Here is a 15187-nt window from a genome sequence, read left to right on the forward strand (position 1 = left end):
GATCCGTAGGATGGGTCGGATCCGTAGGATGGGTCGGATCCGTAGGATGGGTCGGATCCGTAGGATGGGTTGGGTCCGTAGGATGGGTCGGATCCGTAGGATGGGTCGGATCCGTAGGGTTGGTCGAGTCCGTAGGGTTGGTCGGATCCGTAGGGTTGGTCGGGTCCGTAGGATTGGTCGTATCCGTAGGATTGGTCGAGTCCGTAGGGTTGGTCGGGTCCGTAGGGTTGGTCGAGTCCGTAGGGTTGGTCGGGTCCGTAGGATTGGTCGTATCCGTAGGATTGGTCGAGTCCGTTGGATCCGTCGAGTCCGTCGGATCGGTCATGCCGGGCTCTTCGGTCCCTGGGTTGGTGGGCTTGGAATCATCGTCATCGTCACCGCTGTTCAGCAGGGCGCCTGCAAGCACGCCGCCGCCAATGCCGACCAAGCTGGCAAGCAGGAAATCGCCCAGAACGGCGCCACCTGCATCGTCGTTGCTGTCGGCTGCTTCTACTTTGGCAGCAGGAGAGGCCACATCTGCGGCTGCAGGAACGGTTTCCACGCTGCCCGAGGCCGCGGTGAATGCCGCCACACCCGCAGCGCCGCCACTATCGCAGCTATCCAGAGTGGCTTCGGTATTGGCCGCCAATGTGGCGATCTGCGATTGCCCGTCATGGTTGGTGATGACGGCTTGGGCGTTGCCGCCAGCCGGAACCACGATGGTGTCGCCGATCTGCAGCTTGCCTCCTGCCTGAGCAGCCGTTGACTGGCCACCACGCACGATCTGCACACCGGCAGACGCTTGGGTGAGCGAGGCGGAAGCCATTTTTGCACCGTCGCCGGATTTGGCGGCATCGTTGGTCACGCAGAGGGTCGATGTGTTGGCGGCGGTCATGTACTGTTTCCCTTTAAAAATTGGTTTTGCGGCCGGTCCGGAAACAAAGCCAGACGGCAGATACCCAGAGCTAGCGCAATAGGCGTGCCAACATGTGGAAACAGCGGGGTGAAAAATGAGATGCTTCTAACTTATTGATTCATTTGATGTGTTTTTCTCCCGCGTCGATAGGCATGGGGATGGGTCGGTGCTGTTTCTTGCCGTGTTACGGGGAACGTTACGTAACGTCGGCACCACGCAGCCGTAGCTTTTTGTCTTGATTGGCGTTTACCCTGGGGTGCGCCGAAAAGCGCATTCGTGCTGATCCGGAGCCGAAAATACGCATTGCCCGCAAATGCTGATGGCTTATGCTGATGGCGCTTGAGTCACCGCTGCTTATGCGTCCGCGTTATCGATAAAAATGAATGTATCTAAATGTATAATCGGCGACCTTTGGTCGCACGCATGCGCAAGTGGCTCACAATGTCGCTCATTTGGGTGTCCGGCAGCCTTGCCTGCCTTTTCCAGCCATTGCAGAGAGAACCATTGCTTATGAAGACTGCGCCTCACGTCTTGCCGCCTGTGCAACCCAATCGCCGCTTGTACTGGCATCGCAACTGGGCCGCGCTATTGCTGGGGTGTGGCGTGGCGCTGCATGGCCTGCCTGCATTGGCGGCCCGCGCTGCCGAAGAGGTAACGCAGTTGCTGGAGCAGGGGAAGGCGGATCTGGCTGCCAAGCAGGCCGATAGCCATCTGCAGCAGAACCCGGCAGACGTGGAGATGCGCTTTTTGCGCGGGGTGATTGCCACCGAGCAAAAGCAGAATGCACAGGCGATCAAGATTTTCTCGGCCTTGACGCGCGAATATCCCAACATGCCCGAGCCTTATAACAACCTGGCGGTTCTGTATGCCGCCGATGGGCAGGAGCGCAAGGCTGCCGAGGCGCTGGAGCAGGCGATTCGCACCAACCCCAGCTATTCCACCGCCCACGAAAACCTGGGAGACCTGTATGCGCGTATGGCGAGCGAGGCCTATTCCAAGGCTTTGCAACTGGACGGCTCGCGGCAGGACATTCGTCCCAAGCTGGCGCTGATCACCCAGATCGTGCCCGGAACTGCCAGCCGCGGAAAAACCGTAGTGGCCGATGCCGGAAGTGCTGCGGCACCGTCGGCGGTGAAAGCACCGGCCAAGGCCGAAACTGCGCCTGAACGAAAGCCGGAGCCCAAGCCCGAAGCAAAGCCCGAGCCTTTGCAGCCACCCAAACCACAACCTGTGGCCAAGCCCGAACCCGTTGTGGTCGCCAAGGCAGAGTCGGCGCCTGTTGCCAAACCTGCGGCACCTGCACCAGCGCCGGCTCCCGTTGCCGCGCCGGTTGCGCCTGCACCGGCACCCTTGGCGCCTGCTCCAGCCCCGGCCCAACCTGCAGCAAGCGCCAAGCCCAAGGACGAGCCAGCAGCCAAGCCTGCTGCCGTCGCGGAGGCCAAGCCCGCCGCACGCCAAAGCGCGGTGGCAGAGGTGGAGCGCGCCGTGCATGCCTGGGCGGCAGCCTGGGAGAAAAAGGACATGACAGCCTATCTGGATGCATACAGCGACAAGTTCCAGCCGGCCGGCGGAGGCAGCCTTGCGGCCTGGAAAGAGGAGCGCAGGGCACGGATTGTCGGCAAGCAGTCAATCGATGTAAAAGTGCAGAACCTGCAGGTCAGCCTGGATGGCGATCAGGCTACGGCCAAGTTCCGCCAGTACTATGCGGCGGGCTCGCTCAAGACCACCACCCGCAAGACCTTGAGCCTGCGCCATGAGAAAGGGCAGTGGCACATCGTCCGCGAAGCAACCGGGGGGTGATGCTGCGAGCCATCTCGCACCAATAGCGTCTGAGGGATAGAGCGGCGCGGTATCATGCGCAGCGCGCCACCTGTGGTCGGGTGGCGGGATGAGGATGTCTGGGCAATGCCTTTTAGCAAGCAATTTTGGCGGCCGTTGGCCATGGGAGCACTGGCGGTCGCCGCAAGCGGCGCGCTCGGTGTTGCGCATGCCAAAAAGGCAGCGGAAAGCAAAACCGGCAGTGCCACGCAGAGCCAGCGTGCGGCTGCAGGCTCTTCGGCCAAATCTGCTGCATCCGCCAAGGAAAGCCGGCGCGCGAAAAAAGCCAAGGCCTCCGAGCCTGCCAAAGGCAGCAAAAACATCGCTGCGCTGGCCGCTGTGCCCGTGGCAGCAGCGGTGCCTGTCGCCATTCACGCCAGTGCCGAAGCGCGCTTGTTGAAGGTGATTGATCTGGTACAGCAGCAAAAACTGGATGTGGCTTTGCAGGAGGCATCCCGGCTGACATCAGACGTACCGCATTTTCAGGCTGCGCAGTTGGTGTATGCCGATTTGCTGCGCTACAAGACCGGCCATGCGGGGGCGCTGTCTCCTGCGCCGTTGCCGGAGGCGGGAGCCATGCGGGTCAAACATACGCCACAACCCAGTGCAGCGCCCGGCGCAGACAGCATGGAGCAGTTGCGCGGCTTGCAGGACGAGATCAAGCGCCGCGTGCAGGGCGCCAATGCCTTGCCAGCGATTGGCAGCATTCCTGCGGAGTTTCTGGCGCTGGCGCCCTCGGTGCGCCAGGCAATTGCCATTGATGCGAGCAAGTCGCGGCTGTATCTGTTTGCCAATGAAGGCGGCAAGCTGCGCTTGACGGGCGACTATTACGTCTCTGTCGGCAAGCTGGGCATGGGAAAACTCGAAGAGGGTGACCAACGCACGCCCGAAGGGGTGTATTTCATCGGCAGGCAGATTCCCGGCCCCAAGCTGCCGGAGTTCTACGGCAAGGGCGCCCTGACGGTGAACTACCCCAATGACTGGGACAAGGTGGTCGGGCGCTCGGGCAGCGGCATCTGGCTTCATGGTACGCCGCCAGACCAGTTTGCCCGCCTGCCGCTTGCGAGCGACGGCTGCATGGTGCTTGCCAATACCGATCTGACGCACCTGATGCGTACCGTGGGACGCCTCTCACCTGTGCTGGTGCGTGAGCGCCTGCACTGGGTCGCGGCTGCCGACGCGGGCATGGGTCGTGAGCGGGACGCTTTCCTCTCCGTGTTGGACCGCTGGCAGCAGGGATGGAGTCAGGCGGATGCGCAGGCGGCGCTGTCGCCGCTCTACCAGCCAGACTGGCGAAGCTCGGCGGGCGGACAGGCCATGCAGGAGCGCATGGCGACGGTCTTCAAAGGCGGCGCCGGCTTGCAGGACATATCAGTCTTCGCCTGGAAAGATGCACAAGGCGAGATTCGCATTGCCAATTTCCGCCTCAAGGGAAAGAACCAGGCCGAGCCCCTGTCGCTGCGCCAGTACTGGCGCAAGGTGGGCAGCGAGTGGAAGCTGTTTTCGGAAGACACGCAGAATTGACCGGCGCCTGAGAACGGTGCCATGAAACCGGGCGGATGTCCAGCAGATAGCCGGTTGCTCTGAAAGCCACCATGCTGTCACACTGGGGTTTTGTTTTTGCCCCTGGAGCTGCCCGGCATGACTGACCGTACCAACGAATTTGGCCAAGCCATTGGCTGTGAACTGCCCGACTGGGCACCGCGCGAGCTGCCCGCGCCCGTCACCCTCGAAGGCCGGTTTTGCCGGCTGGAGCCCATCAATGCCGGGCGGCACGCCGCCGATCTGCATGCGGCCTTCAGCAGTGCCCCTGATGTCCGTTTGTGGACCTATATGGCCGTAGGACCCTTTGCCGATGCGCAGGCGTACCACGCCTACCTGGAAAGTGTGGAGACGAGCGCCGATCCGCGCCACTATGCCGTGATCGATCTGGCCAGCGGCAAGGCCGTGGGCACCATGGCGCTGATGCGGATCGACCCGAAAAATGGCGTGATTGAGGTTGGCAGCGTCACCTTCTCTCCACTGCTGCAGCAAACGCTGATCTCGACCGAGGCGCAGTATCTGCTGATGGCCTATGTGTTCGATCAACTGGGTTATCGGCGCTATGAGTGGAAATGTGATCACTTCAACGAGCCTTCACGCAAGACAGCACAGCGCCTGGGCTTCAGTTTTGAAGGCATCTTCCGCCAGGCGGTGGTGTACAAGGGGCGCAGCCGCGATACGGCGTGGTTCGCCATCATCGACAGCGACTGGCCAAAAGCCGCTGCAGCATTCCAGGCATGGCTTTCGCCCACCAACTTTGACGCCACCGGGCGTCAGAAACATTCACTGGCCGAGCTGCGTGGTGCACGGTGATTTTCGTCATCCGATGCAAGTGAAATCAGGTGCAGGCGCTTTTCTGTATTGCGCTTGATATTCAAAATTAATAGCAATAAAAAGGCCCTGGCATGGTGCCAGGGCCTTTCGTATCAAGCCCGTCCCTTTTGCGGCAGGGGCGGCGGCTGCGTTCCTTCAGTTGGCGTTCGGGTCGTTCATCAACTGGTCACGCAGCTTTTGGTCTTCGGTCATTTCAAACCACATCGCGTTGAGCACGGCAAACGCGGCTGCCAGCGGAAGTCCGAGGATCCAGGCGAAATACCACATAAATAATCCTTTCTTTTGATATGCAGCCCAGCCTCAGTAGGCGTGGCCGCTGCCTTCACGAATCTGCTTTTCATCGACCTTGCCCCACAGCACGCGGTACACCCAGGTGGTGTAGGCCAGGATGATCGGCAGGAAGATGAGGGTGCACACCAGCATGATGAACAAGGTCATGTGGCTGGACGAAGAATCCCAGACGGTCAGGCTGAAACGCGGATCGACGGTAGAAGGCAGGATCATGGGGAACATGGATGCACCCACAGTCAGAATGATTCCGGCGATACCCAGGCCACTGAAGATCATGGCCAGGCCTTCCTTGCGTGCGCGCATCAGCACTGCAGCAATCAGGCAGCCCAGGACACCCAGAACAGGTGCGGCCGTGGTCCAGGGGTACTTGCTGTAGTTGGCCATCCACGCGCCGGGCATGTGGGCGGCGGTCTTGAACAGCGGGTTGGACGGGCCGGTGGTGTTCACGGCAGAGGTAATGGCATAACCATCCACAAATTTCCACAGCACGACGCCGGCTAGCGCAAACAGCACGGCGGTCAGGATGGCGGCAATGGAGCCCACGGTGCGGGCACGCTGCGCAACCGCGCCTTCGGTCTTGATGCCCAGCCAGGCGGCGCCGTGCATGGTCAGCATGGCGACGGAGACCAGACCCGTAAGGATGGCAAACGGGTTGAGCAGGCCGAAGAAACTGCCGTCGTAGTGGATGAACAGCTCCGGTGTCAGGCGGAAGGGAACGCCTTGCAACACGTTGCCCAGCGCTACGCCACAGATCAGGGTGGGGATGAAGCCACCCGCGAACAATGCCCAGTCCCAGCCATTGCGCCAGGCCTTGGATTCGTTCTTGCTGCGGTATTTGAAGGCAACAGGGCGCAGAATCAAACCGATCAGGATCACGAACATCGCCAGGTAAAAGCCCGAGAAGGACACGGCATACAGCTGGGGCCAGGCGGCAAAGATGGCGCCGCCGCCCAGAATCAACCAGACCTGGTTGCCTTCCCAGGTGGGGCCCACCGCGTTGATGATGACGCGGCGCTCCACATCGTTCTTGCCCAGGAAAGGCAGCAGCATGCCGGTGCCCAGGTCAAAGCCATCCATCACGGCAAAGCCGATCAGCAGCACGCCCAGCAGCACCCACCAGATGACACGTAGCGTGTCGTAATCCAAAAGTGTATGCAAGATCATGGTGTTACTTTCCTGAATAGGTAGGTTGTGCAGTGGCAACCGAGGCATAGCTCAGCGGCTGGGGCTCCTGTTGCTCGGGCTCCAGCTCAGGGCCTTTTTTGATGGCCTTGAACATCAGCTTCATCTCGATGACAAACAGCACCGAGTAGATCGCCACGAAGCCCAAAATCGTGATCAGCAGGGTGGTGACACCCAGGTTGGATGCAGCCACGGCCGTAGGCAGCACACCTTCGATGATCCAGGGCTGGCGGCCGAATTCGGCGACAAACCAGCCGCATTCAATGGCTACCCACGGCAGCGGGATGGACCACACCGCCACCCACAGCAGCCAGCGGTATTTGTCGAGTTGGTGGCGCGACGCCAGGTAGAAGAACACGGCGGTCAGCACGATGAAGAACATGCCCAGTGCGACCATGATGCGGAAGGTCCAGAACAGCGGCGCGACCTGCGGAATGGTGTCGGATGCAGCCTTGGCAATCTGCGCATCGGTCGCTTGACGTGGGTCATCCACGTAGCGCTTGAGCAACAGTGCATAGCCCAGCGCGTTTCCATTGGCTTCGAATTGCTCCTTCAGCTCAGGCGAGATGGTGGTGGTGGAGCCCGCTTCGCGGATCTTCTCCAGCGCGTCGTAGGCCTTGATGCCGTCGCGGATCAGTACCTCGGCGTGTTTGACCAGGTCGTTGATGCCCTGCAGTTCGGTATCGAGCGAGCGGGTGCCAATCAGGCCCATCACCCATGGGATATGCACGGCATAGTGCGTCTCGCGCGCTTCCTGGTCGGGAAATCCAATGGCGGTGAAGGAGGCTGGCGCAGGCTCGGTCTCCCACATGGCTTCGATGGCTGCCAGCTTCATCTTCTGGTGTTCGCCCGAGAGGTAACCGGATTCGTCCCCCAGCACCACCACAGACAGCGCTCCGGCAAGGCCAAACGCGGCGGCAACGGTCATCGAACGCTTGGCAAGCTGCACATGGCGTCCCTTGAGCAGGTACCAGGCAGAAATGCCCAGCACAAAAATGGCGGCGCATACGTAGCCGGCGGATACGGTATGTACAAACTTGGCCTGTGCAACGGGATTGGTCAGCACCGCGCCAAAGTCGTTCACTTCCATGCGCATAGTCTGCGGGTTGAACACGGCACCTACGGGGTTCTGCATCCAGCCGTTGGCAATCAGAATCCACAGCGCCGAGAAATTGGTGCCCAGCGCCGTGAGCCAGGTCACGATCAGGTGCTTGACGGGGGAGAGCTTGTCCCAGCCAAAGAAGAACAAGCCGACGAAGGTGGCTTCCAGGAAGAAGGCCATCAGGCCTTCAATAGCGAGCGGCGCACCAAAGATGTCGCCCACATAGTGGCTGTAGTAGCTCCAGTTCATGCCGAACTGGAATTCCATCACCACGCCGGTGGCAACGCCCATCACGAAGTTGATGCCGAACAGCGTGCCCCAGAACTTGGTCATCTGTCGCCAGATGACGCGGCGCGTCATCACGTACACCGTCTCCATGATGGCGATCAACATCGACAGGCCCAAGGTCAATGGGACAAAGAGAAAGTGGTAGAGGGCAGTGATTGCAAACTGCAACCTTGATAGCCCGACAATGTCGATATCCATGAAATGGTCCTTTCCGTTCTTGGTATTTATCGATCCAGATGAAATGAGGGTGAGTGGCCAACGGGCAGTGTTCAACCCGGTCGCAGCCGTGCAATCAGCGCATCAAATTCGGGTGTTCCCTTGCGCGCATCCTGCCAGGTGGTGCAAGCGGGATCCACCCACACAATGCGGTCTGCGTGGCGCGCTTCGCGCTGCAGATGGCTGGCCATGACGATGGCAGAGGGTGTGGCCGGGGCGCTCGCTCGGCGCGCAGCGTGCCAGCCGGCGATGGACTTCATCACCTGGTCTGCGGTCTGGCGGTCCAGGCCTTCAGTGGGCTCGTCCAGCAGCGTGAGTGGCGCGGGGTGCAGCAGCAAACGGGCCAATGCGAGGCGGCGCGATTCGCCGCCCGACAGGCCGGCGCCCTGGCTGCCCAAAGCCGTGGCCAATTGCAGGGGGAGCGCTGCGACCACCGCCGCGAGGCCCGCAGCCTCCAGCGCTTCCCACAAGGCGCCGTCGCTGGCGTCGGGGCAGGCAAGGCGCAGATTGCCTGCAATGCTGTCGTGGAACAGTTCGGTGCGCTGCGGCAGGCTCGCGGCAGGCAGGCGCAGTACCTTGCCGGTGGAGGTCTGCAGCTCGCCCGCCATCAAGGCCAGCAGGCTGGATTTGCCCGTGCCGCTCGGGCCGGCGAGCACCAGCCATTCGCCATCGGCCACCTGCAGATCGATGTGTGGCAGTGTCGCCTGGGCGCTGGCGCTGTATTGAACGCTGGCGTCTTGCAGATCGACCACCAGGCCCGTGGTGGGCGGCAGAGGATCAGCGGGGGCGGGAGTGGCCTGCAATTGGGGCGCCAGGCGGCGGGCAGCCAGCAGGGTGCGGCCTGCTTCCATGGCGCCGCGACGTATGTTCAAGAGCGGCTCTAGAGCCGCCAGCAGCACCAGGGTGGCCAGGGCCGCAATCGGCGCGCCGATCTGGCCCTGCAGCACCAGCCAGCCCGCAGACAGCAGCGCGGCGGCCGTGGCGAGGTGCCCGGTCATCGCAATGGCAATGCCCACTTGGGCCTCGATCTGGTTGAGTCGCATGTCGGCGGCCATCTGCTGGCGCTCTGCGGCCAGTACCTGCTGCAACTGGTGGTGCAGGCGGCCGGCCATTACCAGCTCGGTCTGGCCACCGACTGCATCAATTACGGCGGCACGCAAATGCTCCCCCGCAAAACTGCGCCTGATGGCAGTCGCAAAGCCCCGACGCATGCACCAGGCGATGCAGGCGATGCCGCCCGTGAGCACCAGGGCGCCCACCAGCAGGCCGCTGCGCCAGTCCAGAAACAACCCCAAGGCAAGTGCTGTGGCTATGGTGCTGGCAAGCAGGGCCGCCGCGGGGGTGAAGAGGCGCAGATACACGGCGTCCAGCGCGTCGATGTCGGCGGTCAGGCGGTAGAGCAGGCGCGCGGGGCGTTGGCGCAGGCGCAGTGCCACATCAGCGGCAGAAAAGCGCGAAAAGAGCTGTACCCGTAATTGGGCCAGCACGCGCAGGGTGGCGTCATGCGTGGTCACGCGCTCGCCATAGCGGGCAGCGGTGCGCAGTACCGAGAGCAGACGCACGCCCGCGCCCGGGGCAAACACATCAAATACCAGGGCAGTTGCGGTGGACAGGCCTGCCACATAGCAGGCCGTCAGAAACCAGCCGGACAGACCCAGCAGCGCCATGCCCAGGAGCACGGTCGCAATGGCCAGCAGCATGCCGGTCAGCAACTGGCGGCGGTAGCCCGAGCGCACAAACAGTTGGACGACGGGGCGCAGGGCGTTCCAGCTTCTCATACCGTGGCTCCTTCCTCGCGTTTTTCGTCATCGCAGAAGGGGAGGGTGCTGCTGCCGTCCTTTTGGATGGGCAGTACCCGGTCCATGCAGGCGGCCAGCAGCGGGTCGTGTGTGGCAACCACCAAGGTCGCGCCGCCGGCAGCCAGTTGCAAAAGACCCTGTCGCACAAACTGTGCGGTTTCGGCATCCAAATGGGCAGTTGGCTCGTCGGCCAGCACCAGTTGGCAGCCCGGATTGGCAGCGGCGCGGGCCAGGGTCAGGCGCAGCGCTTCGCCACCGGAGAGGCCCAGGCCGCCATCTCCGATGATGGCGTTGCCGCGCTGGGCCAGCACATCGCCCAGCGCGGCACTGTGCACGGCTTGCCGCAAGAGGGTGTCATCCAGATCGCGGCCCAGGCTGATATTACCAAGCAGGCTGGTGGCAAACAAATGCGGCTTCTGGGCAACCCAGGCCATGCGACTGCGCAGCGTCGGTGCGTTGGCGCTGTCCAGGGGCAGGCCTCCGATATGGATGCAGCCTTGCGATGGCGCTGCCAGCCCGGCAATCAATGCCATCACGGTTGATTTGCCACTGCCGCTTTCGCCCCAGAGTGCCACCTTTTCGCCGGGCTGGATGTCGGCATTGAAGCCGTTCACCACCTGCACGCCCCCTTCGGTGTAGCAAAAGCCCACGTCATGCAGCGCAATGTGCAGGCCGCGCGGGGTGTTGGGGTCCGGATGCACCGCAGGGGCTGCTGCGTCGTGGTGAATTGCTCCCACCAACCGGGGGCCGGGCTCTTGCAGCGCCTGCAGTGCCTGTTCTGCGGCAAGACCGGCCGCCTTGTCATGCCAGACGGCTGACAGCTCGCGCAATGGCTCGAAGAAGGCAGGAGCGAGCAGTAGCACAAACATGGCCTGGGCCAGGCTGAGCTGACCGCCCCAACTGCCAAACGGCAACTGGCCCAGCAGGTGGAACCCCACGTACACGGCAACCAGGGCCACGCCCAACGCAGAAAACAGCTCCAGCACTGCCGACGACAGGAATGCAATCTTAAGCACCGCCATGGTGTTGCTGCGCAGGCGCTCGGCGGTGGCTGCAAGCTGGTTGGCTACCGAAGGAACGGCGCCCAGACCGCGGATGCTGGCGAGGCCCTGCAGGCGGTCCAGCAGAAACTGGTTGAGGTTGCCCATTTCCTGCAGATGCTTCTGGCTGGCGGCCTCCGCACGCCAGCCCACCAGGGCCATGAAGATGGGAATCAGCGGTGCGGCCACCAGAAGCACCAGCGCCGACACCCATGAAAACCAGGCCACGCATGCAAGGATCACCAAGGGCACCACCACCACCTTGCTGCGGGCCGTGGTGTAGCGCGCAAAGTAAGGGGTGATCTGGTCGGCCTGCTCATTCAGTACACTTGCGGCCAGGCCGGGGGACGGGCGTTGGCTGTCGGTGGGTGCGCGCCATGCCAGCGTCTGCAGTGCATGCTGGCGCAACTGCTGCGTATAGCGCCGCGCTGCTGTGAAAGCGAGGCGAAGGCCGGCAGCATCCACCAGTGCGCGCACCAAGCCGATGGCCAGGAAGCAGGCCATCGCCTTCCAGACCTCATTCCAGGCCGAACCCTGTTGCAGGGCGCCAATGCTCCAGGCAATCACCGCAGCCTGAGGCAGCCACAACAATGCCGCCACCACTTGCAGCCACGCTCCGCCTCTGGAGGGGCGCTGCACCGCGCCTGTCGCATGGGCGGTGGATGAGGTGGGCGGGTCGGAGGCCATCGTGAATGTTTATGGAGTTTCTAATTTTCAATAATTAGTGAAAGTATTGTAAATACAAATAACACTTGACTTATGCCAAGGGCCTAGGCTCCGATCTTGATAACAGTCAATCCTTTGGCGCATTGTTGCGCCAAGCCGTGCGCGATGCACGCGGTTTTTTGCTATCAAAATTAGCAGTTGAGCCTGCCTAAGAAAGGCATTCCAAGCGGATAACGCCGATTTCGTGCAGCACCGCACCGCCTTCATGTGCGCGGCGGCACGTTGCCTGACGTCAAGGTTTACCCGTATTCTGGTGCTAGCGGTGTGGCGAGACCTTGCTGTAAGTCAAGGAATGCAAGGGTTGTCCCGAGGCTATCGGGACGTGTGTGTCGTCGCCCGTTACCAGTTACCCGTCAACCGCTACGCAGGGGCGAGCAATGTTGGGCAGGGAGGCTGCTCTGCGCCTGGGCCTGGATCTGGCGCAGCAGGGTCAGATGGCCGAAGCGTGGTCTGGCCCTTTGGCCGGGCCCTGTGGGGGTGGCGCAGGCTCCCGGCTTTGCATATCCAGCTTCTGCAGCACCCAATGGATATGGCTGCGCAGCGCGTACAGCTCGTCGGCGTAGGACAGCGGCACGGTGATTTTCTCGACCTTGCGGCCGAGCTCCTCCAGCTCGGCCCGGATACCGGCGCGGTCAGGGTCGGGCTGCTCCATCTCATGCTCAACGGCGCGCAGCCGTCCATACCACTTGAACACCCGCGAGCGCACACGGAACTGGTAGAGCGGCGGAACGATGCGTGACAGCGGCAGCATGAAGGCGAGCAGAACACCCATCACCAGCCACATGCGCTCCACCAGGTTGGCCAGCCAGAAAGGCAGATAGCGCTGCAGCCAGGGAGAGGGCTCGTTGATGGCCCGCACGCCTTCTTGTGCCACCGGCAACTCGCTGCTCTTGGTATTGGGAAAATCACGCGCCCGGTTGAACCAGCCTGCATTGCTGTGGATGTTCTGCGAAGCCTGGGCAAACAGCTGCTTGATGGCGGGATGGGTATCGTCGCGCGCCAGAAGCGAGGTGGTGGATGCCAGCAGGTGCACATTGCGCGGCGGCACATTGGCGGCCAGATCCACGATGCCGCGTGGGAGCGTGACCGGCGTCAAGAATCTGAACTTGCGGCCATAGGCCTCGTTCTGCGGAAAATCCATCAGTTGCACCCCGGGCGTTTGCAGCAGCATCTGCACCATCAGGGATTCGGGCGCGGAGACGAAGACCATGGCGTCGAGTTTGCCCGCCAGAAAATCGACCGTGGCCGGTGTTTCTGTCAATTGCGACAGCGTCAGCTGCCTGGGGCTGAGGTGGTTGGCCTCGAGCAACTGGTTGAACAGGGTGGGCACGCCGCTGCCTGCCGTGCCGACATTCACCTTCCAGCCGGCCAGCTGGGTCATGCTGGTCAACTGCGGGTGCTTGTTGAGGCGCTGTGCGGAATCGGAGCGGTAGAACAGCCAGACCGGCTCCAGAAAAAGTGCGCCCAGTGAGGTGAGGCTTTCCAGGTCTTCATCGGTCAGGCTGGCCGTTCCGCCCTGCACAAAGGCGAGGTCTGCCTTGCCTTCGCGCAGCAGTTGCAGGTTGTTGAACGAGCCTTCGCTGGCTTCCAGATTCACCTTGATCTTGTTGCTGGCGAGGGCCGAGCGGTATTGGTCGCCAAAACTGGCATAGGCGCTTTGCGCCGGGCCGGTGGCGAGCGTCACTTGCGACGGCGGATTGGGCTTGAGCCACCAGTAGGCCGCCACGATCAGCGCCACCGCAATGATCACCAAGGGCCCGCCGGACACCACCGCATCGCGGATATTGAGCACCAGCGTGATCAAAGTCTGGCGCAGTTGGTAGGCCTTGTGGCGCATCGTGGTGGATCGGTCACCCATGGTGTTCGGGTGCTGCGCATGCAGCGGTATTGGAAGACCGCTTACTGTAAATCAGCGGCGCTGGGCAAGTGCAGCGCTTTGTGGTTTTCTCCGGCATCCAGATGTAAGCTGCGCGCCTGCAGCACAGCTTGCAAGGTGGCCTGGGCCACGGCTTCGGCGGCCATGGTGGCCAGCACCATCATGCCGGGGCTGCGGCCGGTGGCACCCGTGCCCAGGCAGAAAAGCGTGTCGCCGTCCGACATGGTGTGCACCGGGTTGATGGCGCGCGCCAGGCCATCGTGGGCGACCGTGGCCAGGCGGCTGGCCTGAGCCTTGGTGATAGTGGCGTCTGTTGCCAGCACGCCAATGGTGGTGTTGGTGCCCGCCAACAGCGGCCTGGGGGGCTCGCCGCGCAGCAGGGCGCGGCGCGTGTCCATGAGCTGCCTGCCATCTGCGGTGCGCGCGCCCGCCACCACTTGAGCGGTGTCGGGGTGGATCACATCGCCCAGCGCGTTGCAGGCAATGATGGCGCCCACGGTCACGCCGTCGACGGTGACAGAAGCCGTGCCAATGCCGCCTTTCATGGCACGCCCGATGCCAAAGATCTTGCCTACGGCAGCGCCTGCACCGGCGCCCACATTGCCTTGCGCAGGCATGGCGCGGCTGGCGGCCTGGCATGCGGCATAGCCGGCAGCGGCGTCGGGGCGCACGCGCATATCGCCCACCAGTACATCAAACAGCACGGCCGCAGGTACGAGGGGAATACGGCCCACCGAGATGTCCAGGCCCACACCTTGCTCTTCAAGCCAGCGCATGGCCCCACTGGCGGCATCCAGCCCCCAGGCGCTGCCACCGGCCAGCACGATGGCATGCACGCGCTCGACCAGATTGGTGGGGTGCAGCAGATCGGTCTCGCGCGTGCCGGGGGCGGCTCCGCGCACGTCCACGCCGCCTACGGCACCTTCTCTGGCCAGAATGGCTGTGCAACCCGTGGGGCGGCGGCTGTCGGTGAAGTGTCCGACCTCGATGCCTTGCACCAGGGTGATGGCGCCCGTGGCCGGAAATTGTTTTGCGTTGGAAGACATGGGCCGATTGTGGGCCAAGGCCGGGCGCGCGGGTGCCACAAAAGCCAAAGCGCTGTCAAACAAGTGTCTGACAGCGCTTTGCTGTGAGCTGATTTGCTACTTTTTATATAGCTTGAGGTGCTTTCCCATCGGGCGCCAGAGCGCATGAATGCTTCAAGTGCCTTGATGCGCGCGCATCCATCAGGGACGAATCACGATCTGCGGGCTGATCACAATGGCTTCGGGCTTGGGAATGGCGATCACGGGGCGGGGCGCCACAACAACCGGTTGCGGCTCCACATACACCGGCTGCTGGTAGACGACGGGCCGGTCGCGGCACTTGCGCTTTTCCTTGTACTCGCCGTTCTTCTTCCACTTGCGCTCGATCTTGCACTGGCCGTCCCAGTACTCTTCCTTGTACTCCTTGCGATGGTGGCGGCGTCCATGGTGGTCGTCGTCATGCGCCCAGATGGGGGCAGACAGGCTGGCCAGGGCCAAAGGAACAAGAAGTTGTGCAAGCAGGCGGCTCATGGGCATTCATGACGGGTGAATG

General features: G+C 62.5%; 11 protein-coding genes and 1 pseudogene. 3 read left to right on the top strand and 9 right to left on the bottom strand.

Annotation, left to right across the window (positions count from 1 at the left end):
• Positions 1–874 (bottom strand): annotated as a pseudogene (locus ACH2DG_RS04020) (hypothetical protein); the annotation flags it as partial.
• A 531-nt stretch (positions 875–1405) separates the two neighbouring features.
• On the opposite strand from ACH2DG_RS04020, the gene ACH2DG_RS04025 reads away from it, so the two are divergent.
• The 3 genes from ACH2DG_RS04025 to ACH2DG_RS04035 all read left to right on the top strand — a co-directional run bounded on the left by ACH2DG_RS04025 (position 1406) and on the right by ACH2DG_RS04035 (position 5068).
• Positions 1406–2695 (top strand): tetratricopeptide repeat protein, encoded by a 1290-nt coding sequence (locus ACH2DG_RS04025; RefSeq protein WP_395024413.1) that lies wholly within the window; start codon positions 1406–1408, stop codon positions 2693–2695.
• A 141-nt stretch (positions 2696–2836) separates the two neighbouring features.
• Positions 2837–4237, top strand: coding sequence for a murein L,D-transpeptidase family protein (locus ACH2DG_RS04030; protein WP_395024414.1), 1401 nt, complete (start codon positions 2837–2839; stop codon positions 4235–4237).
• Between the two features lie 117 nt (positions 4238–4354).
• Positions 4355–5068, top strand: a complete 714-nt coding sequence (locus ACH2DG_RS04035) for a GNAT family N-acetyltransferase (protein WP_395024415.1) — start codon at positions 4355–4357, stop codon at positions 5066–5068.
• Positions 5069–5224: 156 nt separating this feature from the next.
• On the opposite strand, the gene cydX is transcribed toward ACH2DG_RS04035, so the two are convergent.
• From cydX to ACH2DG_RS04075, 8 genes are all read right to left on the bottom strand, one after another.
• Positions 5225–5356, bottom strand: coding sequence for a cytochrome bd-I oxidase subunit CydX (cydX, locus tag ACH2DG_RS04040; RefSeq protein WP_395024416.1), 132 nt, complete (start codon positions 5354–5356; stop codon positions 5225–5227).
• A gap of 33 nt (positions 5357–5389) precedes the next feature.
• Complete coding sequence (gene cydB / locus ACH2DG_RS04045; RefSeq protein WP_395024417.1) at positions 5390–6544, bottom strand: cytochrome d ubiquinol oxidase subunit II; 1155 nt, start codon at positions 6542–6544, stop codon at positions 5390–5392.
• A 4-nt stretch (positions 6545–6548) separates the two neighbouring features.
• Complete coding sequence (locus ACH2DG_RS04050; RefSeq protein ID WP_395024418.1) at positions 6549–8150, bottom strand: cytochrome ubiquinol oxidase subunit I; 1602 nt, start codon at positions 8148–8150, stop codon at positions 6549–6551.
• A 71-nt stretch (positions 8151–8221) separates the two neighbouring features.
• A complete protein-coding gene (locus ACH2DG_RS04055) occupies positions 8222–9946 on the bottom strand; it encodes an amino acid ABC transporter ATP-binding/permease protein (RefSeq protein ID WP_395024419.1) in 1725 nt (574 codons plus the stop codon).
• On the bottom strand, positions 9943–11694 hold the full coding sequence (cydD, locus tag ACH2DG_RS04060) for a thiol reductant ABC exporter subunit CydD (RefSeq protein ID WP_395024420.1): 1752 nt from the start codon (positions 11692–11694) through the stop codon (positions 9943–9945). The genes ACH2DG_RS04055 and cydD overlap by 4 nt, the downstream gene beginning before the upstream one ends.
• 469 nt (positions 11695–12163) lie before the next feature.
• A complete protein-coding gene (locus tag ACH2DG_RS04065) occupies positions 12164–13591 on the bottom strand; it encodes a TAXI family TRAP transporter solute-binding subunit (RefSeq protein WP_395024421.1) in 1428 nt (475 codons plus the stop codon).
• A 41-nt stretch (positions 13592–13632) separates the two neighbouring features.
• On the bottom strand, positions 13633–14655 hold the full coding sequence (locus ACH2DG_RS04070; protein WP_395024422.1) for a P1 family peptidase: 1023 nt from the start codon (positions 14653–14655) through the stop codon (positions 13633–13635).
• Positions 14656–14835: 180 nt separating this feature from the next.
• Positions 14836–15165 carry a hypothetical protein gene (locus tag ACH2DG_RS04075; protein ID WP_395024423.1) on the bottom strand — a complete coding sequence of 110 codons (330 nt, stop codon included), beginning with the start codon at positions 15163–15165 and terminating at the stop codon, positions 14836–14838.
• Positions 15166–15187 lie beyond the last annotated feature (22 nt).

Source organism: Comamonas odontotermitis, from assembly GCF_040396735.1.
GTDB lineage: Bacteria > Pseudomonadota > Gammaproteobacteria > Burkholderiales > Burkholderiaceae_C > Comamonas > Comamonas odontotermitis_C.